Here is a 23,026-nt window from a genome sequence, read left to right as displayed (position 1 = left end):
GCGGCGTCGTTCAGGCCATATGATGCTCGAATCGGCACGAAGCGTCATGCACCGGACTTGCTGCGCTGCGGCACGGCCGTGACGACGATCACGCGATGACACGACAAGGAGACGACCGATGACGAAGATCGCCTATGAAGATTTCGAGCGCCAGGTAGTGCAGCATCACCTCATCAAGGGCAACGTGTACGAGAACGGCGCGGCGCTCGTCGAACGCGCGAACCGGTGGATCGCGGAGCAGCGCATCGACGTGCTGAACGTGGAGAGTCTGTCGACATTCGGCGCCGGCGACGATACCAGTGTCAGCCATTGGTACTCCGGCATTCGCGTCTGGTATCGCACCGAATAGGACGGGCAGCCGGAGAGCGGAAACGCGAAATGCCTAGCCGCGTCCGACGAACGGCATTTTGGTGGCCATCACGGTGTGGAACAGCACGTTCGCTTCGAGCGGCAGATTCGCCATGTAGAGCACCGACTGGCCGACGATCCTGACGTCCATCATCGGCTCGATGGCGATCTCGCCGTTGGCCTGCGGCACGCCGCGTGACATGCGCTCGGACAACTCGGTGAGCGCATTGCCGATGTCGATCTGACCGACCGCGATGTCGTGCTTGCGGCCATCGAGCGAAGCGGACTTCGTCAGGCCGGCGACCGCGTGCTTCGTCGCGGTATAGGCCGCCGAGTTCGGGCGCGGCGCGCTCGCTGAAATCGATCCGTTGTTGATGATGCGCCCGCCCTTCGGCGTCTGCGCGCGCATCGTGCGGAACGCTTGTTGAAGGCAGTAGAACATCCCGTTCAGATTGACGTTGACGACGCCTTGCCATTGCTCCGGCGTCCAGTCTTCGAACGGTCCCGGCGGATTGCTCACGCCCGCGTTGTTGAACAGCAAATCCACGCGGCCGAAGCGCTCGACCGCCGCCGCGAAAAGCCGCTCGACGGATTGCGGATCGGCGACGTCGGTCGGCACGGCGAATCCGCGCTCGCCTGCATCCGCTTCCGCAACCACCGCTTCGAGCGGCGCGGAACGCCGGCCCGCGAGCACGACGGACCAGCCGTCCGCCAGCAGCGCGAGCGCCGCCGCCCGGCCGATGCCGCTACCGGCTCCCGTGACGATTGCGATGCGTGAAGATGTGTTGGTTGCCTCGGGCATGTCTCCGTTCTCCTGTTGGTGTCCGCGCGACTGTGCACGCGGTCGTTATCGCGATCGGGAGAACATTATCGGCGAAATCCCTTGCAACACCGTTTCAGTGACTGCTCGACGCATCCGCCTGAACGGTGCCGGCCGTGTTGCGCAGCGTGCTGCCGTCGCAAAAGACGGCGGTCATCAACATCGGAAGAACTTCATGGACGACGGCCGTGCTGCCCGCCTCACGCACGCGCGCTTCGACCGTGTCCTTCGAGCCGAGCACGACGACGCCGTAAGCGGAATCGTTGATGGGCTGGCCAGCGCCCTGTTTGAACATCGCGTCGCCGTGTTCGTAGCCGAGCACCGCGTAGACGCGAAAGCCATAGGCGGTGAGGTCGCTGCCGTGCGTCGGCTTGAAGGCGTTGACCGAGTTGGCTTCGACGCGCATCGGCGTGGCGTCGATGTATTGCTCGTCGCGCAGCGGCGCGATGAACCGGTGTGCGCTCGACCGGCAGTCGAGCTGGCTTTCGAGCGGGTAAGCGCGGCAAACGCTCGGGATCGCACTACCGAGACCGCCAGCCACGGCAGCCAGCGCGATGAACCTTGCAAGAGGAACGTTTTTCATGGCAGCGGCAACATACGGTTGTCAGGTTTCGGTCGTCAGAGAGGCGGTCATCGACCGGCTCGTAGGCAAAGCACCGCGCACGATGCAATTCGCGAGCCAGCCGCATGCTTGCGCCGGGTGATGAGCCGCTTCGGCACGTTGCGCGGTTCGCCATGTGCGACGGGCACCGTCATTCCTACAAACCGCGTGTCGGCAGGCAAGGCCTTGCTCGGCGGTCCAGCCCCGAAGTGGTTATATTGAGCGATCCATTCAGACAGGATCGACCATGCCCACGCTTTCCGATTTCCCGATCACGCGCAAATGGCCCGCGCAGCATCCCGATCGCATCCAGTTGTATTCGCTGCCGACGCCCAACGGCGTGAAGGCGTCGATCATGCTGGAAGAGACCGGCTTGCCCTACGAGCCGCATCTCGTGCGCTTCGATCAGAACGATCAGACGTCGCCTGAGTTTCTATCGCTCAATCCGAACAACAAGATTCCGGCGCTCATCGATCCGAACGGGCCCGGCGGCGAACCGCTCGGGCTTTTCGAATCGGGCGCGATATTGATCTACCTCGCGGATAAGAGCGGTCAGTTTCTGCCACGCGATCCGGCGCGCCGGTACGAAGCGATTCAGTGGCTGATGTTCCAAATGGGCGGCATCGGCCCGATGTTCGGGCAACTCGGGTTCTTCCACAAGTTCGCGGGCAAGGACTACGAGGACAAACGCCCGCGCGATCGCTACGTCGCGGAATCGAAACGTCTGCTCGGCGTACTCGACGGACGCCTCGGCGGGCGCGAGTGGATCATGGGCGATGAATACGGAATCGCGGACATCGCGGTGTTTCCGTGGGTGCGCAATCTCGTCGGGTTTTATGAAGCGCGCGAGTTGGTCGAGTTCGATCAGTTTGCAAACGTCAAGCGGGTGCTCGATGCGTTCGTCGCGCGCCCGGCCGTGCAGCGTGGGCTGGAGATTCCTCAGCGGGTTTGACGCTGCCAAGGGGTGCGTCTTCGCGATGCCTGATTCATTTCGCATGCGAGCTGAAATGCGTTCTGCTTCAAGGCGTTGCGGTCGCGATGCTCAGGATATCCACATGCTTGTCCAAGATTTCTGTGGACAACGATGCGTTGAAGCTCGCTTCCGCGCGCCGCTTTTCGGCCGGCGCGCCTGGCGCGCCCGAAAGGTTCACAATGTGCGAACGCGCGCGTAAATCGCACGGCGGGTGAAACGCGTTTCGCATCAACGTGTTGGCCCGGCGATGCTCAGGATATCCACATGCTTGTCCAAGATTTCTGTGGACAACGCGATGCCCGAGCGACCTCACAAGCGATGCGGTAACGGACACCGACGCCATGATCGCCCTTCCCTCTTCTCGTCTATCGGCTGCCTTCACGCTGCTCGCGATCGGCGTTTGCGCGCATGCGGAATGTCCGGGCTATGTCGAAACCGATGCCGGCAGTGCGTTCGACATCGCCGCGATCATCAAGGACAGCGGTTCGCCGCAAACGGCGCTCGACAAGGTGCGCGGCGCCGTATCGAAGATCAACGCGGGCGGCGGATGCGCGATCTTCGCAAACAAGCGCGCGTGCGAAGAGACGCTGGCGCTCGCGCGAAAAGCGATCGTCGCGTTGCAGGCGTGCTCGTCGACGGCCTCGCCCAAGGGCGCTGCACGCGGGTGAGCGTTGTCGCGCGCAAAAAAAAGCGTGCCGCCCCGAAGGACGGCACGCTGTTCGATGCGTCAGAAAGCGTCGAGAATTAGCGATCCAGGAACGGACGCAGCTTGTCCGCGCGGCTCGGGTGCATCAGCTTGCGCATCGCCTTGCTTTCGATCTGACGGATACGCTCGCGCGTCACGTCGAACTGCTTGCCCAATTCTTCGAGCGTGTAGTCCGAAGCCGTATCGATACCGAAGCGCATACGCAGAACCTTCGCTTCGCGCGGCGACAGCGCGTTGAGCGCATCGTCGATTGCGGCGCGCATGTTCGCGTGCACGGCGGCATCGGCAGGCGAAGCCGCGCCCTGATCTTCGATCATGTCGCCGAGCGTGGCGTCGGCATCTTCGCCGACCGGCGTTTCCAGCGACACCGGCTGCTTCGCGATCTTCAGAATGCCGCGAATTTTTTCTTCGGGCATTTCCATACGCTCGGCGAGCACCGACGGATGCGCTTCCATGCCGGTCTGCTGCAGGATCTCGCGCGAGATGCGGTTCAGCTTGTTGATCGTCTCGATCATGTGCACCGGCACGCGGATCGTGCGAGCCTGATCGGCCAGCGAGCGCGTCACGGCCTGGCGAACCCACCACGTCGCATACGTCGAGAACTTCCAGCCGCGGCGATATTCGAACTTGTCCACCGCCTTCATCAGACCGATGTTGCCTTCCTGAATCAGGTCGAGGAACTGCATGCCGCGATTGACGTACTTCTTCGCGATCGAGATGACGAGACGCAGGTTCGCTTCGATCATTTCACGCTTCGCCTGGCGCATCTTCAGCTCAGCAGCCGTCATCTGACGATTGATTTGCTTCAGCTGCTGCAGCGGCAACGCAACGACGCCTTCGATGTCGATCAGCTTCTGCTGTTCGGCCTGAATGGCGGGCAAGCTGCGCTCGAGGGACGCACCGTACTGACGCGAAGCCGCCGCGGTCCGTGCCGTCCATTCGAGATCCGTCTCGTGACCCGGGAACGCCTCGACGAACTTGTCGCGCGGCATGCCGCAACGATCCACCGCGATCTGCAGAATGCGACGTTCGATTTCGCGGACGCGAGCGACTTGCTGCTGCACGTCGGCGCACAAGCGGTCGATGGTCTTCGCCGTGAAGCGAATCGAGCCGAGTTCGCGCTGAATTTCGCTGCGCGCACGCTCGACAGCCTTGGTCGCGGTCGAGCCCGTTCCCTTAGGATTGCTTGCTTGTTCCGCCAGCTCGCGCACGCGGGCGAAAATCTCAAGACAGTCGGCCTTCAACTGCTTCAAACGCGCTTCGTTCGATGCACCGGAATCGCCGCCTTCGAGATCGCTGTCTTCCTCGTCGTCGCCGTCGGATTCTTCGGTATCCGCATCAATTTCAGCCGATTCCGTTGTTTCGGGGGCCGAAATTTCTTCCTCTACTGCGTCGTCTTCCTTGAGGCCGTCGACGAGCTCGTCGATCTTGAGTTCACCAGACTCGACGAGCGCGGCGTCTGCCAGAATGGTGCCGACCGTCGACGGGCACGCGGCGATCGCCTGGATCATCTCGTGCAAACCGTCTTCGATGCGCTTCGCAATCGCGATTTCGCCGGCGCGCGTCAGCAGTTCCGTTGCGCCCATTTCGCGCATATACATGCGCACGGGATCGGTCGTGCGGCCGAATTCCGAATCGACGGTTGAAAGCGCGTTTTCCGCTTCCTCTTCCGATTGCTCGTCCGCTACCACGGCCGGGGCGTTATCGCTCAGCAGCAGCGTTTCGGCGTCGGGCGCCTGCTCGTACACCGCCACGCCCATGTCGTTGAACGTGCTGACGATGGTTTCCATCGCCGCGGTCTGTGCGAAGTTGTCCGGCAGGTGATCGTTGATTTCGGCGTGCGTGAGATAGCCACGCTCCTTGCCGAGTTGAATCAACGCGCGCATCTGACGCTGACGCTCTTCGTCCTGCTCCGCCGTCATGACGACATCGGGCTGCATCGTGCCGGCCTGGCCCTTGCTCTTACCCGCCTTGCGTCCCGCTGACCTGCGCGCCGGCGCGACGATATCCAGCTCCGAATCTTCCCGATCAAAACTTGCCATACTTTCTCCTCGACAGGTTTGCTCGGCGATGACAGGTCCCCGGAAGCGAGCGTGAGGCCCGCGTGATATCGACAACAGCTTCGACCACGGACGGCTTGCTGAGAATCGCATCGAGCAAAGCGCGCGAATCCACGCTTCAGGCGTGAATCGCGTAATTACAAGGCGCCATCAAAGACGCAACCTTAGAGTATATCAGCGTTTGCTGCGACGCAGCAGGTTTATTTTCCTGTCGTGCCTACGGGACTCTGCGTGTTGTTCGCACGCTGCATCGCGCGCCTTGCTGCATACCTTTCCCCCACGGCTGTAACGGATGTTGTGACGACGCCCGCTCGTTTCAACCGCAGGAAGTGCCTCAATGCATCCAAGTTGCGCGAGGCATTGTTCTTAGGATTCGACTGTGCTGCAGCGCGGTCAGGCGTTGAAATCGTCGGTGGCGCACGGAAATGAGACGTTTCGCCGGCCTCCCGGACAACGATACGTCCCGTACGCAAAGCTGCGAGAAAGTCGGTAGCCCAAGCGCCTGCATGGACACGAGGGCGAGCCTCGTCGCGGTGTTTAACCGTGACCGAACGCGCATCGTCCGCGACGACGTATTGGCGAAGATGATCGTGGCTGACGAAGGCGCGTCCGGCGAGAGCGTGAATTTCTCGCTCGGTTTGCGCTTGCACGGCGCATACCGTCGCCCGTTCGACAGCTTCCTGTCGTTTCGACCGAACGCGGTGCGCAAAATCGACTGGCGCGCGCAGCAGAGTCCGCAGGTAGCTTATGGGGCGCTTCGCTTGTCGAAGATGATCCCAGGTCGCCTCGACGACGTCCGAAAGGCGCTTCCCGTGGGAGCGCGCTTCGCGCATGAGTTTGAAGACCAGGAAGTCACGAAATCCCAGTTTGCCAAGGCGCTCAAGATCTGGGGGCAGGCGTCCTGGTTGTCTCTTTTGAGTAGAAGGGATTAGATCCTTATATATAGCACCGTCTGCCACGCTGACAGACGGTGTGCTCAAAATGACAGCCGGTGCGGGCTGCACCGCATCCTCCTGCGTCGGCGGGTAGGTTTCTTCCGGCTCGGATTGGATCTCTACCAAGCCGAGCAGTGCGGCTGCCTTGTGTGTGAGATGCAGGTACGCACGGCCGAAGAGCCCACCTCCACCGTATCGACTTTGGGGCGGTCGTGTGATGAATCCGGACGACTCGAGGTCGTCGAGGCTGCGATAGAACGTGCGCATCGATTGGAGCGCGCGCCCGGTCAGCAATTCACGCCGCGCGAAGATGGCGGCAAAGGGGCGCCCCGCGTCCACCGTTCGGGCTAACGCGGCCAGCACTGCGCGAGCGCGGGCGGGAAGGGCGGACAAATGGTTCGCCCTATGCGCGGCTCTGAATATGATCCACGGAAGATTCGAGCGGTCGCAAGCGTACTCATCGAGCGCTTTCTGATCCCCCTGCTCGGGGCGATCGGGTGAGATTTGCGGGCGAAGAACGGCCTCGCCTGCAACGGAAAGTTGCGCGATATGCATGTCAAGTGCATCCATTTCGAAAAATGGAGGACAAACGCTTGACTGCCGATCGCTATCCGCTAAACTTCGAGTTGCGTAGCTCGTGACCCGATTGGCGTCGGGAAGCGGACGGGCAAGCAGCAGTGAAGCCCGAATTCAAAAGCCTTCGGTTGGCGCCGAAGGCTTTTGTCTTTCAAGACCAGTTCGCTACATGACGACCTCGTTGACCTTATTTGGTTAAACCTTGATTTGAAACGAATTTCTAATAGAGCCGACTTCCTAGGTTGTCTTGAAAATCGTTAAACCATTGATTTCAAAGAAAACTCTAGTAGGCATCAATCTGGAGTCGACTCTTCCAACGATTTGTTGATGAAATCAGCAATTCGCTGCCCCCATGCCTCGGCCTCGGCTGCATCTTTCTCGTAGAAGCGAATGCCGACCACGCCGCTTCTGGTCGAAACCTCGCACACCTTTCTTCTTCCTGATCGCACGACTGTCATGCTTGGTGCGGCTGCTCTCGGTTTCTCGGCGGCCAGCGCGACGGCCTTGTCCTGCGTGAAATTGTCGTCATCGATCAATCGACGAATCGCTTCGACTACTTTGTCTGCCTTGCCGGCTTCTGTAAGAGCCGCGAGCTTTTGTGCCGCATTACTTCCTAGACGTTCAGGTTTTAGCGCTAAGGCTTGCTTCGCAGCGTCCGGCAGGGCGTCGAATGAAAAGATCCGCGTTACGTGGCTCTTACTCAGTCCCGCGCTCTCGGATATCTCCGTACGGGACAATCCGCTCAGTTCCTGTAGCCGTTTGAAGTTCCAGTACTTTTCGAAGTCGGTGAGCGACGGCGATAGCAGATTCGAAAAGAACGCTGCGAATTCGATCTCGCCTTCTTCGATTGACGCAACGTTCGCCCGAATCGTTGTGCGACCCAAGTCCCGATAGGCAGCGACACGATTGTGTCCCGCCACAATTTCGTATCGACCTTCAGAGACTGGACGAACGAGAATAGGCGTCGCTAGGGCGTGTTGGGCCAGATTCGACTTGAGCTCCTGGAACTGCTCTGCAGTGAGCTTCCGTCGCCTTCCCTCGACTTCGACGAGCGCATCCAGCGGCACTTCAAACGCCGCTCTTTCTTCGAGCTGCGTCTCCAGTTCCTTGATTCGCGCCTGGGCCGTGTTGATTCGATGCTGCGCATCCATCAACCTGCCCGGTGACGTACGCGGTTCCGAACTGGTTACACGCTGCGTCGGCTCGGTCGGTTTGTTCCCGACATTCGCGGTCTTCGCAAGAAGCCTGTCCCCGATACCCATTTACGCCTCCGCCTGATTCCACGCGCGGACGAACTGCGCGTCGAGATGTTCTGCAAGCCGGTCTAGCGGCTCCTTGAAACGGTTGTAAGCCGCTGTACTGCCGTCCGGCTTCGACAGATCGTAGACCGTGGACAGCTGGGCCGATGCACCCTTAGGCACCGTCGATTCCGGTATTTCGAACGGCAGCACGCGATCGCCGTAAGCCTTTTGTAGCCAACCACGCACCACGCGCGACACGTCGTCCGACTTCGCCTTCGTCAGAATGACGTTGACGAAATCGAATCGTTTCTGCTCCAGCACGCCGGGCAGCTTCTTTGCGATGTCCGCAAACAGATGCCAGAACTGAGTGGAACTGGCAAAGTCGAGCGCTTCAGGCGGGCACGGCAACAGGATGGCGTCCGACGCGAGGAGCGCGTTGATGGTCAGGTAACTGAGCGCGGGCGGGGTATCGATGACAACGGCATCGTATTCGTCGGTCAGGGGCATGAGTCCCTTGCGGACGATCTCCCAAAACTCGAAGGTGCTGTCGTTCAGCACCTTGGCCGGAATTTCAAACTCCGCGTCAAACAGCGACGACGAGGCCGGAATCAAATCAAGGTTGTGCCAGTAGGTTTCTTGTACCGCGTAATGCAATGACGTTTGGTCGCCGTAAATCAACGGCAGCAGCGTTTGATCGTCCGAAATTTCGGCGTCCGGCGCCCATCCGCACAGTTGCGTCGTGGTGCCTTGCGGGTCGCAATCGATGACGAGCACGCGCCGTCCCAGCAGTGTCAGCGCTTGGGCAGCGGATACAGCCGTCGTCGTTTTTGCGACGCCGCCTTTGAAGTTCGCAACGGTCACGATGCGCCCGCGCTTGCCCTCAGGTCGCCGGACGCGCTCCCTGGTCGCGCGAATCCACGTCAGCGCTTCTTCCAGGGTGAATTCCTTGCTTCGGCCCGCGCCCTTCGACGTCCCCGCTGGTAATTCGCCCTTTGTGGTCAGGTACTGAAACCGCTGCTTGTCGATTCCGCAAAGCGATGCGACTTGCGCGCTCGTAAACGTCGGCGCGCTCTTGCGTGGATAGGGCTCCAGCATTGCATCGCGGATCTGGTTGAGGATGTCAGTGGCTTGGGCGGCCACCCCCAAGAGCGTTTCGATCGAAACGGATTGGTCGACTTCGGGAAGCCGAGCGCTGAGCATGGAATTCGCGGTCACTGGCGGGCCTGGGTAAGCAAATAATTCTTCGGTTTGTGGAAAACATACTGCAAACCGAAGAATAAACGGCCAACCGGTAAACCTCAAGTAAACTCTGAAGTCTCTTTGACGCGAGCCCGGGCGATATTACAACGCCACCGCCGAGTAAACGTTGAGATTAAGGCGATTCCGATTCGCTCTCTGACTTGAATGTGCGCCGGATGAACCGTTCTACGCCAAGTAAACGGCTTGCGTCCTCGTGGTCGAGGTACAGCGCGGTCGTCGACACCTGCGCGTGGCCAAGCCCTTTGCTTATGTCGTCGACAGTTGCGCCGTGGGCGAGCGCGTGAACCGAGTGGCTGTGACGAAGCCAATGCGTGCTCGCCCGCGTAAGCCGTTGGCCGGTCCCGGCTGTGCTTGCTTCCAGATCGGCCGCCGCGTTGACGAAGCAATTTTTGATGATACGACCGATGCTATCGGGCGTGACGGCACGCCCCCCGCGGCTCTGAGCCAGTATCGGCGTGCCTTCGGGGCAATCGAGCGGGGACGGAAGTCCACGAAGCGCGAGGTTTTCGACCAGCACGTCGACCACTGCGGGCGGTAAAAGCACCGTTCTGCCCGGGCGGTTGCCGGCGGCCGGCGCGACGCTCAATTGCCACACCGGTACGCTGACACCGCGCAGGCGCCGGACGGAAAGCGAATCGGTCGTGGCGGCAGCGAGTTCGGCTCGTCGCAAGCCGGTCGAATAGGCGAGAAGAAGGGCGAGGCGATCCCGATGTTCGGCGAATGTATATTCTTGTCGCGTCGCGGAGCGGAGTACCGCTTGCCATTGATCGGCATCCAAGGTCCGCGACTTCGCATCGAAAGCCGGCGGAGCGGCCACGCGCTCATGGCCGAGCATCGGGTTCGTCGACAGATAAGCGCTCTCGACGAGCCATTCAAACATTGCGTTGAGAATCGCACGCGCTGTTTCACGGCTGCGGTCGGACAGCGGGCCGGCGAAGGGCTTCCATCCTGGCAGACAGCGTTCGATGGGCTGGCGGGAAACCCATCGCTCAACCGGTTGCGGATCTGTCAGAAAGTCAGCCAGAAACTCGGCGCAGTCGTGCCGTTCGAGAGAAGAGAGCGGTTTTCCTTTCTCGATCAACGCCCAGAGCAAGAGCCTTTCTGCCTCCCGCCGATATGCCCGCCGCGTATGGTCGCTCCCGGAGCGCGCATCGAGCCAGCCGTTGATCGCGGCGATATCGGTGTCGAACCGTGCGCCGGCACTCGTGTTCACCGCTCGGTTCGTACCGCTCGATCCGTCCAGCGGGCGCGGCACACGCAGGGATTCCAGGGGCGCAACGGCGACGGCATCCGACGCAACCGACTGAACAGCTCGATGCTCAGTCCGCCACTGTCGACGCGGCACGAGGGCAAACCCCGAAAGGCTGTGCTGGAGCGGCTCGGCGTGCAGAACGAGCCAATCGACGATACGTTGCGCGCCCTTCGGTCCGAGGCGCGGCACGCACGCATACCAGCGATGCCGCCGACGCTCGATCAGCGCGATGAGGTCTGCGATCGTCGTAATCCCGGCGGCGGCCAGCCGCGCGGTGACGACCGGCTCGAACCATCCGTCGATCGGATGTTCCTGGCTCGGCTCCTGAACAAGGTTTGCCTCCATCCGGGCAAGAGCATTTGCCTGCCGCCGACGCATCCGCGCGTTGCGGGCCGCGCGCCGCTTCGAGGCATCGGACTCGCTGTCCCCGTACTCTTCCTTATAGAGCGCGACAAGTTCGGACTCACCGTAGACGCCGTCAGGATCGACACGCTCCCGATACGCTTCGAGCGTCGGCGCCTCGAGAGAGGGGCTGTCGGAAGAGGATGGAATACTGCCGGGCCGCAACCGGAGCAGATGCGCTGCTTCGACGTCGTGCGCTCGCCGCGCCAACACCGAAAGCGTGTCGCGTAATGCGGCGATGAGTCGCCGGGTGCCGCGAACATCCGAGCCGGCTTCGCCGTAAGAGGCGTGGAGTTGGGCTTCCGAAACGCCGTCCAGGTATCCGCGATAAAGCGCGAAATGCTGGCGCGTGAGTCGCCGTGGCGCGTTCGTTTGCGCCGGACGGTTCTCTTCGATCAAGCTTTTGCCTTATGTATCAATCATTTGGCGCGAGATTATCAAGTACCGGTCCAAATGACAAGGCAAATCGCTATGTCTGATAAGACGGATTATCAGCGTTGACGATGCGACTCTGTAGCCGAATCGCCTGCTTGAATGTTCGTCTCGTCCGGAGCATATTCGATCAACTCATAGGAGCACTCTTAAGGAGGCACGTGCCGATGCGCGACCCCCGACGCCCCGCGTACAAAGAGCCGGGCAACGACGAATTTCGCCCGAGTCTGCCGGAGGTGTACGCGTCGGTGAAGGTGCCCGTCGGCGTCGGATGGCTCCGCCGCTTTCTCGCGTTCGCCGGTCCGGGCTACATGATCTCGGTCGGCTACATGGACCCGGGCAACTGGGCGACCGACATCGCCGGCGGATCCAGATTCGGCTATACGCTGCTCGCCGTCATCCTCTTGTCGAATCTAATGGCGATTCTTCTTCAGGCGCTGGCCGTGAGGCTCGGCGTCGCGACCGGGCGAGACCTCGCGCAGGCGTGCCGCGATCACTACTCGAAGCCAGTCAACTTCGCTCTGTGGATGGCATGCGAGGCGGCCATCGTCGCGTGCGATCTGGCCGAAGTAATCGGCACCGCCATCGCCCTGCAACTGCTCTTTGGTATTCCGCTGATCGCCGGCGCGTTGCTGACCGCGCTCGACGCGTTTCTTCTTCTGCTTCTGGTCAACAAAGGCTTTCGCCTGTTGGAGGCGTTCGTCATTTCCCTACTGATCGTCATCGCGGTGTGCTTCACGCTGCAGATCATCGCGGCGTCGCCGCCGATCGCGCAGGTGCTGCGCGGCTTCGTGCCATCGCCGCAGATCGTCATGAACCGGGAGATGCTCTATGTCGCGATCGGCATTCTCGGCGCGACGGTCATGCCGCACAACCTGTATCTGCACTCGTCGGTTGTCCAGACGCGTGCCTATGGACAGTCGGTCGAGGCGCGGCGCGATGCGATCCGCTGGGCGACGATCGACAGCACCATCGCCCTGACGCTCGCGCTATTCATCAACGCGGCGATTTTGATCGTGGCCGCAGCCGTGTTCCATGCGAGCGGCCACAACGAAGTGGCCGAGATCGGCGATGCGTTCAATTTGCTCTCGCCCTTGCTCGGCCTCGGCATTGCGTCGACGCTCTTCGCCGTCGCGCTGCTCGCGTCGGGCCTGAATTCCACCGTTACCGCTACGCTCGCCGGGCAAATCGTCATGGAAGGCTTTCTGCGACTGCGCTTGCCGAGCTGGGCGCGCCGGCTCATCACGCGAGGCATCGCGATCGTTCCGGTCGTCATCGTCACGGCGATCTACGGCGAGAAGGGCACCGGCCAACTGCTGGTCCTGAGTCAGGTCATCCTGTCGATGCAACTGCCCTTCGCCGTCATCCCGCTGGTGCGCTTCGTGTCGGACCGCCGCAAGATGGGCGTTTTCACGATCAACCGATGGATCGCCGCACTCGCATGGCTCGTGGCGGCTGTGATCGTCGTATTGAACGTGAAGCTGCTTGCCGATACGCTGCTCTCCTGATCCACGATAACGGAGACGCGCGCAATGACCGGCAATTTCATCGACATCGTGCCCCGCGAAGGCGGTGTGGTTCGCGCCTACGTGGCGCGCCCCGCCCAAGGCTCGGGGCCGGGCCTGCTGCTTTTGCATGATGCGTCCGGCTTGGACGCGTTCGTTCGGTCGACGGCCGACCACTTCGCGGAAGAAGGCTATGTCGTGCTTGCGCCCGATCTCGCCGGCCGCGCGCCGAGGCCAGGCGCTGGTTCGATTGAAAACTTCGCCGCCATCGCCGATGCGCTGCGCGCGTTGCCTGAGCAGGCCGGCAAAATCGGCGTGGTCGGCTTCGGCGCGGGCGGGCGCTTCGCGGTGCATGTCGCGGCCAACACGGACATCGATTGCGCCGCCGCCTATTATCCCGACGACGTCGACGGCTGCCTCGCCGATCTCCCGACGATTCGCTGCCCGATGGTTATCCACTTCGCCGACGCGCAGCAGAGCGAAGGCTTCGCGAAGAAGCCGAACATCGAGCGCCACGTTTATCCGGGCTGCCGCGCGGGCTTCGCCGTGCCGGAGAACCCGCAGCACGACAAGCCCGCCGCGCTGATGGCCTACTCGCGCACGCTCGCGTTGCTGCGCAAAGTGCTCGGCCCTGTCTTCGACCTTAACCACCTGTGGGAGCAGCATTGCTACTTCGAGTTCGCCACGCGCGACGTCGATTCCGTGATGCCGACGATGGTCGCCGAGCCGTACGTCAATCACGTGCCGACGATGACCGGCGGCGTCGGCCACGACCAGCTCAAGCGCTTCTACAAATATCACTTCGTCGACTCGAACCCGAGCGACACGAAGCTGATTCCGGTGTCGCGAACGATCGGCGCGGATCGTATCGTCGACGAATTCGTCTTCTGCGCGACGCACGATCGCGAGATCGACTGGCTGCTGCCGGGACTCGCGCCGACGGGCCGCTACTTCGAAGTGCCGATGCTCGCCGTCGTCCGCTTTCGGGGCGACAAGCTCTACAACGAGCATATCTATTGGGATCAGGCGTCGGTGCTGGTGCAGATCGGCGTGCTCGATCCAGCCGGGCTGCCGGTTGCGGGGCGGCAAACGGCGCGCAAGCTCATCGACGAGACTTTGCCCAGCAACGAATTGATGCCGAACTGGGCGTCGAGCGAAGAAAAGCCGATCTGACGCACCCATCTATACATATAAGAGGAGACATGGAATGACCGACGCGGCCCAGTGCCCCTTCCACGCGAGCGCGCCGACCGAAACCGCGGCGCCGAACGGCTGCCCGGTGAGCGCGCGCGCCGCCGGCTTCGACCCGTTCAGCGACGGCTATCAGCAAGACCCGCCCGAATACGTGCGCTGGGCGCGCGAGGAGGAGCCGGTGTTCTACAGTCCGAAGCTCGGCTACTGGGTCGTCACGCGTTACGACGACATCAAGGCTATCTTTCGCGACAACATCACGTTCAGTCCGTCGATCGCGCTCGAGAAGATCACGCCGACCGGTCCGGAGGCGAACGCGGTGCTGGCGTCGTATGGATTTGCGCTGAATCGCACGCTCGTCAACGAGGACGAGCCCGCGCACATGCCGCGCCGCCGCGCGCTGATGGACCCGTTCGCGCCCGAGGCGCTCGCGCATCACGAGCCGATGGTTCGCGCGCTCACGCGCGAATACGTCGATCGCTTCATCGACGATGGCCGCGCGGACCTCGTCGACCAGATGCTGTGGGAAGTGCCGCTGACGGTGGCGCTGCATTTTCTGGGCGTGCCTGAAGAGGACATGGACACGTTGCGTGAATATTCGATCGCGCATACGGTGAACACATGGGGCCGCCCGAAACCCGAAGAGCAGGTGCAGGTGGCGCATGCCGTCGGCAAGTTCTGGCAGTACGCGGGCAAGGTGCTCGACAAGATGCGCGAAGACCCTTCCGGCGACGGCTGGATGCAGTACGGCATCCGCAAGCAGAAGGAACTGCCCGATGTCGTGACCGACTCGTACCTTCATTCGATGATGATGGCCGGCATCGTCGCCGCGCACGAAACGACGGCGAACGCGTCGGCGAATGCAATCAAGCTGCTGCTTCAGCATCCCGACGCGTGGCGCGATATCTGCGACGACCCGGCGTTGATTCCGAACGCGGTCGAAGAATGCCTGCGGCACAACGGATCGGTGGCGGCGTGGCGGCGGCTCGCGACGAAGGACGTGACGATCGGCGGCATCGACATTCCGGCGGGCGCGAAGCTGCTGATCGTGACGTCATCGGCGAATCACGATCAGCATCGATTCGTGGACGCGGACCTCTTCGACATCCGCCGCGAAAACGCCAGCGATCAACTGACTTTCGGCTACGGCGCGCATCAGTGCATGGGGAAGAATCTCGCGCGCATGGAGATGCAGGTTTTCCTCGACGAGCTCACGCGCCGCCTGCCGCACATGCGGCTTGCGGATCAGCGCTTTACGTACGTGCCGAACACATCGTTTCGGGGTCCGGAGCATCTTTACGTCGAGTGGGACCCGGCGATGAATCCGGAGCGCACCGACCGGACGGTGCGGGAACCGCGCGCGGTGGTTCGCATCGGCGAGCCGTCGTCGCATGCGGTGAGCCGCGCGGTGATCGTGGAATCGGTGTCGGCGTGCGCGGATCGCATCGTGCGCGTGCGGCTGGTTGCCGCGGATGGCCGGCCGTTGCCGCGCTGGACGCCCGGCTCGCATATCGACGTGCTCTGCGGCGACAGCGGATTGTCGCGTCAATATTCGCTCTGCGGCGATCCCGCCGACGCCCGCGCTTTCGAGATCGCCGTGCTGCGTGAAACGGCGAGCCGCGGCGGCTCGGCTTGGGTCCATGACAACGTGAAGCCCGGCGCGCACTGGCGCATACGCGGGCCGCGCAATCACTTCCGGCTCGATGAAACCGCACGCAAGCTGGTGCTGATCGCGGGCGGAATCGGCATCACGCCGATCAGCGCGATGGCGCGCCGCGCGAAGGAGCTGGGCATCGATTATGAAGTCCATTACAGCGGACGCTCGCGCGCCGCGATGGCGCTCCTCGACGAGATGCGTGCCCTTCATGGCGACCGTCTGCGCACATTCGTATCGGAAGAGGGCGCGCGCAACGATTTCACCGCCTTGCACGTCGACGATGACACGCTCGTTTATGCATGCGGCCCCGCGCGGATGCTGGACGCGCTCATCGCCGCGAGCGCGGCCTGGCCCGACGATGCCCTGAAGATCGAGCACTTCGAAGCGAAGGCGGGCACGCTCGACCCCGCGCACGAACACGCGTTCGAAGTCGAACTGAAGGATTCGGGATTCACTGTCACCGTCCCCGCCGGCGAAACTCTGCTTGCGACTCTTCGTCGCGCCAACGTCGACGTCCAGAGCGATTGCGAGGAAGGGCTGTGCGGATCGTGCGAGGTTCGCGTGATCGACGGAGAGATCGATCATCGCGATCTCGTTCTAACGAAAGCCGAGCGTCAAACGAATCAGCGAATGATGTCGTGTTGTTCTCGCGCCAAAGGTTCCAGACTGGTATTAGCGCTTTAACGCGCCGCGGCGTTATTGGCTTCGCGGGGATGAAACGACTATGGAACCGATTCATCCCTGCGTCATAAGCACGCATTAAACCCTGTTTAAAGATTTTCGCGCTTTGGGAAGCGCTAAGCGTGTATTGAGGCGGGAGCGCTATTGCCGGAATAGAACGCAGATGTTTCCGCTTGCCTCTATTCGCACAACGCACGTATTCTTCATATCAGCCGCGCAATTTTCACTGCGTTTTGCCAAGCTTATTGAACGCACGTTCGATCATCGGCAAGGTTTATCGCATCAATGCGCCGGCAATTTGTACCGCATATAGGGTTATTACCTAGAAATATGCAAATTTTTGTCGATGGTTTACGTTTAGAATGGCTTTCAGTTGGTGCGACGCACAAGCCTTCGCAGCCAATAACTTCTTCAGAGCCATGCTGATCGAACGGATGAAGCGCATCCGCTGCGATTATGCATAGACGCTATTCGCAATTGGCATGGCTCAAGAAGGGCTAGTGACTGACCTGAGAGTTTTTATTATAGGCCCATATAAATGGACCACGTAGTTCGCTTCAAATCCGCGGATAACGGCATTGCAGGATCGCTGATTATCCGAATCGGCTGGCTGTTCCCGCCGATCCCAATAGCGCGCTTTGAAAAAAGGCGCGGCGCCGTCCGAGCAGGCAACTCCGGCCTGCTCCAGCCGTGCGCCCTCTCACGCCCCGCCTAGTGCGGGACTCCATTCTTGGGGCGCACCGTTCCGGCTGTCAGCATTGGCCGGACGAGGCTTCGGGATTTTCTTGGTTGTTCGACGAGGATCAAACATGTCTGACGTAGTGATCGTATCGGCCGCGCGTACGGCGGTTGGCAAGTTCGGCGGTTCGCTCGCGAAGATCGCGGCGCCGGATCTCGGTGCAACGGTGATTCGCGCGGTGCTGGAGCGCGCGGGCGTGAAGCCGGAGCAGGTGAGCGAAGTCATCATGGGGCAGGTGTTGACGGCGGGTTCGGGCCAGAACCCGGCGCGTCAGTCGGTGATCAAGGCCGGTCTGCCGGACATGGTTCCCGGCATGACGATCAACAAGGTGTGCGGCTCGGGCCTGAAGGCGGTGATGCTTGCGGCCAACGCGATCATCGCGGGCGATGCGGAAATCGTCGTGGCGGGCGGCCAGGAGAACATGAGCGCCGCGCCGCACGTGTTGCCGGGCTCGCGCGACGGGTTTCGCATGGGCGATGCGAAGCTGATCGACTCGATGATCGTCGATGGCCTCTGGGACGTGTACAACAACTACCACATGGGCACGACGGCGGAGAACGTCGCGCGCGAGTACGGCATCACGCGCGAAGCGCAGGATCAGTTCGCGGCGCTGTCGCAGAACAAGGCGGAGGCTGCGCAGAAGGCGGGCCGTTTCAACGATGAAATCGTGCCGATCTCGATTCCGCAGCGCAAGGGCGACCCGCTGCAGTTCAACACGGACGAGTTCGTGCGTCACGGCGTCACCGCCGAAGCGCTTTCGGGCCTGAAGCCGGCGTTCTCGAAAGAAGGCACGGTGACGGCGGCGAACGCATCGGGCATCAACGATGGCGCGGCGGCGGTGGTGGTGATGTCGGCGAAGAAGGCCGAGGCGCTGGGCCTCACGCCGCTGGCGCGCATCAAGGCGTATGCGAACGCGGGCGTCGATCCGAAGGTGATGGGCATGGGTCCGGTGCCGGCCTCGAAGCGCTGTCTGGAGCGCGCCGGCTGGGGCGTGAACGATCTGGACCTGATGGAGATCAACGAGGCGTTTGCGGCGCAGGCGCTGGCGGTGCACAAGCAGATGGGCTGGGATCAGTCGAAGATCAACGTGAACGGCGGGGCGATTGCGATCGGTCATCCGATCGGCGCATCGGGCTGCCGCATTCTGGTCACGCTGCTGCACGAGATGCAGAAGCGCGATGCGAAGAAGGGCCTGGCGTCGCTGTGCATCGGCGGCGGCATGGGCGTCGCGCTGGCGGTCGAGCGTCCCTGATACGGGGCGTAAGGCAAGGGCGGCATGAGTCGCCATTCTCCCGGCGTCGCAGCATAAAAAATAATCGATGCACGCCGGGATCAATTCGAGTGTCAAGTACCTGAGAGGACTATTAGCATGACTAAGCGAATCGCAGTGGTAACCGGTGGCATGGGCGGTCTGGGCGAAGCAATCAGCATCAAGCTGAACGACGCGGGTTTCGCCGTCGTCGTCACGCATTCGCCGGGCAACACGATCGTGTCGGAATGGCTCGCGCAGATGGATCGTCAGGGCCGCAACTTCCGCGCGTATCCGGTCGATGTCGCCGACTACGAGGCCAGCCAGCACTGCATCGCCAAGATTCAGCGCGAAGTCGGACCGATCGACATCCTCGTCAACAACGCGGGCATCACGCAGGACACCACGTTCAAGAAGATGACGAAGGTGAACTGGGATGCCGTGTTGCGCACGAATCTCGACTCCGTGTTCAACATGACGAAGCCGGTGTGCGAAGAGATGGTCGCGCGCGGCTGGGGCCGCATCATCAATATCTCGTCGGTGAACGGGTCGAAAGGGCAGATCGGCCAGACGAACTATGCGGCTGCGAAGGCCGGCATGCACGGCTTCACGAAGTCGCTCGCGCTCGAAGTGGCGCGCAAGGGCGTGACCGTGAACACGATCTCGCCGGGCTATCTCGCAACCAAGATGGTGACGGCCATCCCGCAAGAGATCCTCGATTCGAAGATTCTTCCGCAGATTCCCGCAGGCCGGCTCGGCAAGCCGGAAGAGGTCGCCGCGCTCGTCGCGTTCCTGTGTTCGGATGACGCGGGCTTCGTGACCGGCTCGAACATCGCGATCAACGGCGGGCAGCACATGCACTGATGCATCGATGGCCGCGCGAAGCGATGGCTTCGCGCGGCCATCGCCTTTTCTTCAAACGAATATCGCCGGCTGCGCGCGCAACGGCGCGTTCCGGCATCGCTTTCATGGACGATTCCTGCACGGGCGCACGTCCCTACAACGTGAACCAACTCGACTCGGCCATCGCGCATCTCGAACAGGTGCTCAACTTCGATGGTGCGAATTCGCTGTTCTCCAAAACCTACTGGCGCGTTCGCGTCGAACAGGCGTTATCGACGCCGGGGCTCATGCCGTGTCAGCATGCGCGATTGCAGCGGCTGCTGGATCGCATCGAGACATCCTGAGCGAACGAAAGCGGCCGGCGCGCACCATGCACGCCGGCCGCCCTCCCGGCGATTCGTGAAGAAACTCGAAGACGGCTGTACCATGCAGCCCTTTCGAATTGTCGCTTCACGAACGTATGACTCACCTCTTCTCACGCCGCACCGTCGCGGCATCGCTGCTGCTGCTCACGCTCGCTGCATGCGGCACGGCGAGCGACATCACCGCCGGCCCGCAACCCGATGTGTACAGCGTCACCGGGAAGGCGACCGGCACGCGCATGTCGTGGGTCACCGCGCGCAACCGCGCGATGGACGCTGCCAGCGACTACTGCCGGCAACGCCAGCAGCAGATGCTCTTGCGCTCCGGATCCACGAGCGGCGTGCGTTCGCTGCAAGAGCAAACGTCGACGGTCAACTTCACGTGCGTATCGCCGTCGGCGAGCGGCTGAGTTCAGATATTCAACGCCCGCTTCCCCACCGCGAGCGCCGCCTCGCGCATCACTTCCGACAACGACGGATGCGGATGCGAAATGATGCCGATGTCCTCCGACGCAGCCTTGAACTCCATCGCGACGACCGCTTCCGCAATCAGATCCGACGCATTCGCCGAAATGATGTGGACGCCGAGAATCTCGTCGGTCTTCGCATCGGCGATCACCTTGATGAAGCCGTCCGTCTCGCCGATGCCGAGCGCCCGGCCGTTGGCCATCATCGGGAACTGGCCGCTTCTGAACTCGCGCCCTTCGGCTTTCAGAGCCTGCTCCGTCTGCCCGACCCAGGCGATTTCCGGGTGCGTGTAGATCACCCACGGAATGCAGTTGTAGTCGATGTGCGGCTTCTGCCCGTCGATGATTTCCGCCACCAGCACGCCCTCGTCTTCGGCCTTGTGCGCGAGCATCGGGCCGCGCACGACATCGCCGATCGCGTAGACGTTCGGGACTTTCGTCGCGCAATGGCCATCGACCGGAATGAAGCCGCGCTCGTCCGCCGACAGGCCGATCGAATCGAGGCCGAGATTGTCGGTGTTCGGCACGCGGCCGATCGACACGATCAGCCGGTCTGCTTCGAGCGTTTGCGAAGCGCCGTCCTTGTCGGTGTAGGAAACGGTCACGCCCGCATCCGATGACTCGACCTTCCCGATCTTCACGCCCAGATGAATGTTCAAGCCCTGCTTCTTGAAGAGCTTGGCGGCTTCCTTTTGCAGCGACGTATCGGTGGTGCCGAGAAAGTCGGGCAGCGCTTCGAGGATCGTCACCTCCGCGCCGAGCCTTCGCCACACCGAGCCGAGTTCGAGTCCGATCACGCCCGCGCCGATGACCGCCAGCTTCTTCGGCGCGGAGTCGAATGCGAGCGCGCCTTCGTTATCCGAGACGATGCGGTTGTCCACCGGCACATTGGGCAGATGCCGCGCTTTCGAACCCGTCGCGATAATGACGTGTTTCGCGGTATGGCTTCCGGTCGTATCGCCGCCGCTCACTTCGATGCGGAAGTTGCCGCCATCCTTGCCCGCGAGTTTGCCGTGGCCCTTGAGCCACGTGATCTTGTTCTTGCGAAAGAGAAACTCGACGCCGCCCGTTATCTTCTCGACGATCGCTTCCTTGCGGCCGATCATCTTGCCGAGATCGAGCGTCACGTTGTCGACGTTGACGCCGTGATCGCCCAGATGCAGACGTGCGTTCTCGAATTGCTCGGATGATGCGAGCAGCGCCTTCGACGGAATACAGCCCACATTGAGACACGTGCCGCCGAGCTTCGGCTTGCCGGCGGGGTTGATCCACTCTTCGACGCACGCGACGGACATGCCGAGTTGCGCCGCGCGGATCGCGGCGATGTATCCACCGGGGCCGGCGCCGATCACGATGACATCGAAGTCGGCCTTGCCGGCCTCGGGTTCGGGCGAGGGCGCCTGCTTCTGTGCGGGCTTTTCAGGCGCGGCCGGCTTCTCGGGCGCAGCGGGAGCCTTTCCTTCAGTGTCGATGGCCGCGAGCAGTTCGTCGGCGTGAACGATATCGCCTTGCTGCTTCAGCACTTCCGCGAGCACGCCCGACGATGGCGCGGGCACTTCGAGCACGACCTTGTCGGTTTCGAGCTCGACGAGGATCTCGTCTTGCGTCACGGGATCGCCCGCCTTCTTTTTCCACGGCAGCATCGTTGCTTCCGTGACCGATTCGGAAAGCTGCGGAACCTTGACTTCGACCCTGGCCATTCAGTTTCTCCTGTGAGCGATACTGCGCAATCGACTAAGGGGACGGCGAGAAGCCACAGGATACGCCGTGTGCGCGGCGGGCGTGCGAACGCCACGCCCGCCGCGCACGCAGCGGTGAACAGCCGGTCAGTGCGGCGACGACCAGCCCTTGTAATTGCCGACGTTCTCGCGCGTGACGAGCGTCGACGGCATCAGGATCATCGTGCTGCTCGGCTTCTGGCCGTTCATCAGCCCGTAGCCCACGCTCACCGCCTGTTGCGCCATCGACCACGGGTCCTGGCTCGCGGATGCCTGAACCAGCGTATCGGACTTCAGCGCGGTCTCGATATCGGGCGCGCCGTCCACCGACGTGATCACGATGTTCTTGCGCTGCAGCTGCTTGGCCGCGAGATCGCTGCCGATCGCTTGAGGATCGTTGATCGCGAAGAGGCCATCCAGTTTGGGGAAGCGCGTGAGATAGCCCTGCATCGCGTTCATGCCGCCTTCGCGCGAGCCTTTCGCATCCTGATCGTCGGACAGCACCTTGATGCCGGGATTCTTCGCGAGCACGGCCTTGCAGCCGTTCACGCGGTCGATCACCGCCGACACCTGCGGCCCGTTTTCGATCACCACGTTGCCCTTGCCGTTGAGCTTCTTCGCGAGGAAGTCGCACGCGAGTTCGCCCGCCTGCACGTTGTTGGTCTGCACGGTGGCGTCCGCGCCCGCCGCCGCGACATCGACCGCGACCACGACGATGCCCGCCGCCTTCGCCTTCCTGATGGCCGGCTCGATCGCCTTCGGATCGACGGCGTTGATGAGGATCATGTCGACGTGCGCGGAGATGAAGTTGTCGATCTGCGTGAACTGCTTGTTCATGTCGTAATCGGACGATACGGCCGTCACGCGGACGTTCGGATTGATCGTCTTGGCCTTCGCTTCCGCGCCCTTCGAAATGGTCACGAAGTACGGGTTGCCGAGGGAGCCGACCGTGATGCCGATGGCTTTCAGCGGCTTGTCGGCGGCGTGGGCGGTGAGCGTCATCGTGAA

General features: G+C 62.1%; 19 protein-coding genes. 10 read left to right on the top strand and 9 right to left on the bottom strand.

Annotation, left to right across the window (positions count from 1 at the left end):
- The first annotated feature begins 118 nt into the window (after positions 1-118).
- A complete protein-coding gene (locus P9220_RS23755) occupies positions 119-349 on the top strand; it encodes a hypothetical protein (protein ID WP_309768154.1) in 231 nt (76 codons plus the stop codon).
- Positions 350-382: 33 nt separating this feature from the next.
- Here the strand turns inward: P9220_RS23755 and P9220_RS23750 are convergent, their stop codons facing one another.
- On the bottom strand, positions 383-1,150 hold the full coding sequence (locus P9220_RS23750) for an SDR family oxidoreductase (protein WP_309768153.1): 768 nt from the start codon (positions 1,148-1,150) through the stop codon (positions 383-385).
- Between the two features lie 94 nt (positions 1,151-1,244).
- Complete coding sequence (locus tag P9220_RS23745; protein WP_309768150.1) at positions 1,245-1,751, bottom strand: hypothetical protein; 507 nt, start codon at positions 1,749-1,751, stop codon at positions 1,245-1,247.
- Positions 1,752-2,016: 265 nt separating this feature from the next.
- On the opposite strand from P9220_RS23745, the gene P9220_RS23740 reads away from it, so the two are divergent.
- Together P9220_RS23740 and P9220_RS23735 are read left to right on the top strand one after the other, a co-directional pair.
- Complete coding sequence (locus P9220_RS23740; RefSeq protein ID WP_309768148.1) at positions 2,017-2,721, top strand: glutathione S-transferase N-terminal domain-containing protein; 705 nt, start codon at positions 2,017-2,019, stop codon at positions 2,719-2,721.
- Positions 2,722-3,083: 362 nt separating this feature from the next.
- Positions 3,084-3,410, top strand: a complete 327-nt coding sequence (locus P9220_RS23735; RefSeq protein ID WP_309768147.1) for a hypothetical protein — start codon at positions 3,084-3,086, stop codon at positions 3,408-3,410.
- Between the two features lie 76 nt (positions 3,411-3,486).
- On the opposite strand, the gene rpoD is transcribed toward P9220_RS23735, so the two are convergent.
- From rpoD to P9220_RS23710, 5 genes are all read right to left on the bottom strand, one after another.
- Positions 3,487-5,490 carry an RNA polymerase sigma factor RpoD gene (gene rpoD / locus P9220_RS23730; protein WP_309768145.1) on the bottom strand — a complete coding sequence of 668 codons (2,004 nt, stop codon included), beginning with the start codon at positions 5,488-5,490 and terminating at the stop codon, positions 3,487-3,489.
- Between the two features lie 218 nt (positions 5,491-5,708).
- The gene (locus P9220_RS23725) at positions 5,709-6,998 is read right to left on the bottom strand and encodes a replication protein O (RefSeq protein WP_309768143.1); all 1,290 of its coding nucleotides are present in this window, start codon (positions 6,996-6,998) and stop codon (positions 5,709-5,711) included.
- Between the two features lie 314 nt (positions 6,999-7,312).
- Positions 7,313-8,281: a ParB/RepB/Spo0J family partition protein gene (locus P9220_RS23720; RefSeq protein WP_309768140.1), complete on the bottom strand. Its 969-nt coding sequence runs from the start codon at positions 8,279-8,281 to the stop codon at positions 7,313-7,315.
- The gene (locus P9220_RS23715; RefSeq protein ID WP_309768258.1) at positions 8,282-9,460 is read right to left on the bottom strand and encodes an AAA family ATPase; all 1,179 of its coding nucleotides are present in this window, start codon (positions 9,458-9,460) and stop codon (positions 8,282-8,284) included.
- A gap of 172 nt (positions 9,461-9,632) precedes the next feature.
- Positions 9,633-11,573, bottom strand: coding sequence for a site-specific integrase (locus P9220_RS23710; RefSeq protein WP_309768139.1), 1,941 nt, complete (start codon positions 11,571-11,573; stop codon positions 9,633-9,635).
- 200 nt (positions 11,574-11,773) lie between these two features.
- Between P9220_RS23710 and P9220_RS23705 the strand changes: the two genes are divergently transcribed.
- The 7 genes from P9220_RS23705 (at position 11,774) to P9220_RS23675 (ending at position 20,243) form a co-directional block, all read left to right on the top strand.
- Complete coding sequence (locus tag P9220_RS23705) at positions 11,774-13,114, top strand: Nramp family divalent metal transporter (RefSeq protein ID WP_309768138.1); 1,341 nt, start codon at positions 11,774-11,776, stop codon at positions 13,112-13,114.
- Positions 13,115-13,138: 24 nt separating this feature from the next.
- Positions 13,139-14,284 carry a dienelactone hydrolase family protein gene (locus tag P9220_RS23700; protein WP_309768137.1) on the top strand — a complete coding sequence of 382 codons (1,146 nt, stop codon included), beginning with the start codon at positions 13,139-13,141 and terminating at the stop codon, positions 14,282-14,284.
- Between the two features lie 34 nt (positions 14,285-14,318).
- A complete protein-coding gene (locus P9220_RS23695; RefSeq protein ID WP_309768136.1) occupies positions 14,319-16,643 on the top strand; it encodes a cytochrome P450/oxidoreductase in 2,325 nt (774 codons plus the stop codon).
- An 806-nt stretch (positions 16,644-17,449) separates the two neighbouring features.
- Positions 17,450-18,631, top strand: a complete 1,182-nt coding sequence (locus tag P9220_RS23690; protein WP_309768134.1) for an acetyl-CoA C-acetyltransferase — start codon at positions 17,450-17,452, stop codon at positions 18,629-18,631.
- Between the two features lie 117 nt (positions 18,632-18,748).
- Positions 18,749-19,492, top strand: a complete 744-nt coding sequence (gene phbB, locus P9220_RS23685; protein ID WP_309768132.1) for an acetoacetyl-CoA reductase — start codon at positions 18,749-18,751, stop codon at positions 19,490-19,492.
- 104 nt (positions 19,493-19,596) lie between these two features.
- The gene (locus tag P9220_RS23680; protein ID WP_309768130.1) at positions 19,597-19,815 is read left to right on the top strand and encodes a hypothetical protein; all 219 of its coding nucleotides are present in this window, start codon (positions 19,597-19,599) and stop codon (positions 19,813-19,815) included.
- Positions 19,816-19,931: 116 nt separating this feature from the next.
- Positions 19,932-20,243, top strand: a complete 312-nt coding sequence (locus P9220_RS23675; protein WP_309768129.1) for a hypothetical protein — start codon at positions 19,932-19,934, stop codon at positions 20,241-20,243.
- A 2-nt stretch (positions 20,244-20,245) separates the two neighbouring features.
- Here P9220_RS23675 and lpdA read toward each other — a convergent pair whose 3' ends face one another.
- Complete coding sequence (lpdA, locus tag P9220_RS23670; RefSeq protein WP_309768128.1) at positions 20,246-22,000, bottom strand: dihydrolipoyl dehydrogenase; 1,755 nt, start codon at positions 21,998-22,000, stop codon at positions 20,246-20,248.
- Positions 22,001-22,126: 126 nt separating this feature from the next.
- Complete coding sequence (locus tag P9220_RS23665; protein ID WP_309768257.1) at positions 22,127-23,020, bottom strand: ABC transporter substrate-binding protein; 894 nt, start codon at positions 23,018-23,020, stop codon at positions 22,127-22,129.
- Positions 23,021-23,026 lie beyond the last annotated feature (6 nt).

It is taken from the genome of Caballeronia sp. LZ016 (assembly GCF_031450805.1).
Taxonomy (GTDB): Bacteria; Pseudomonadota; Gammaproteobacteria; order Burkholderiales; family Burkholderiaceae; genus Caballeronia.
The sequence above is the reverse complement of the archived record's forward strand: the minus strand, read 5'-3'. Positions and strand labels throughout refer to the sequence as shown.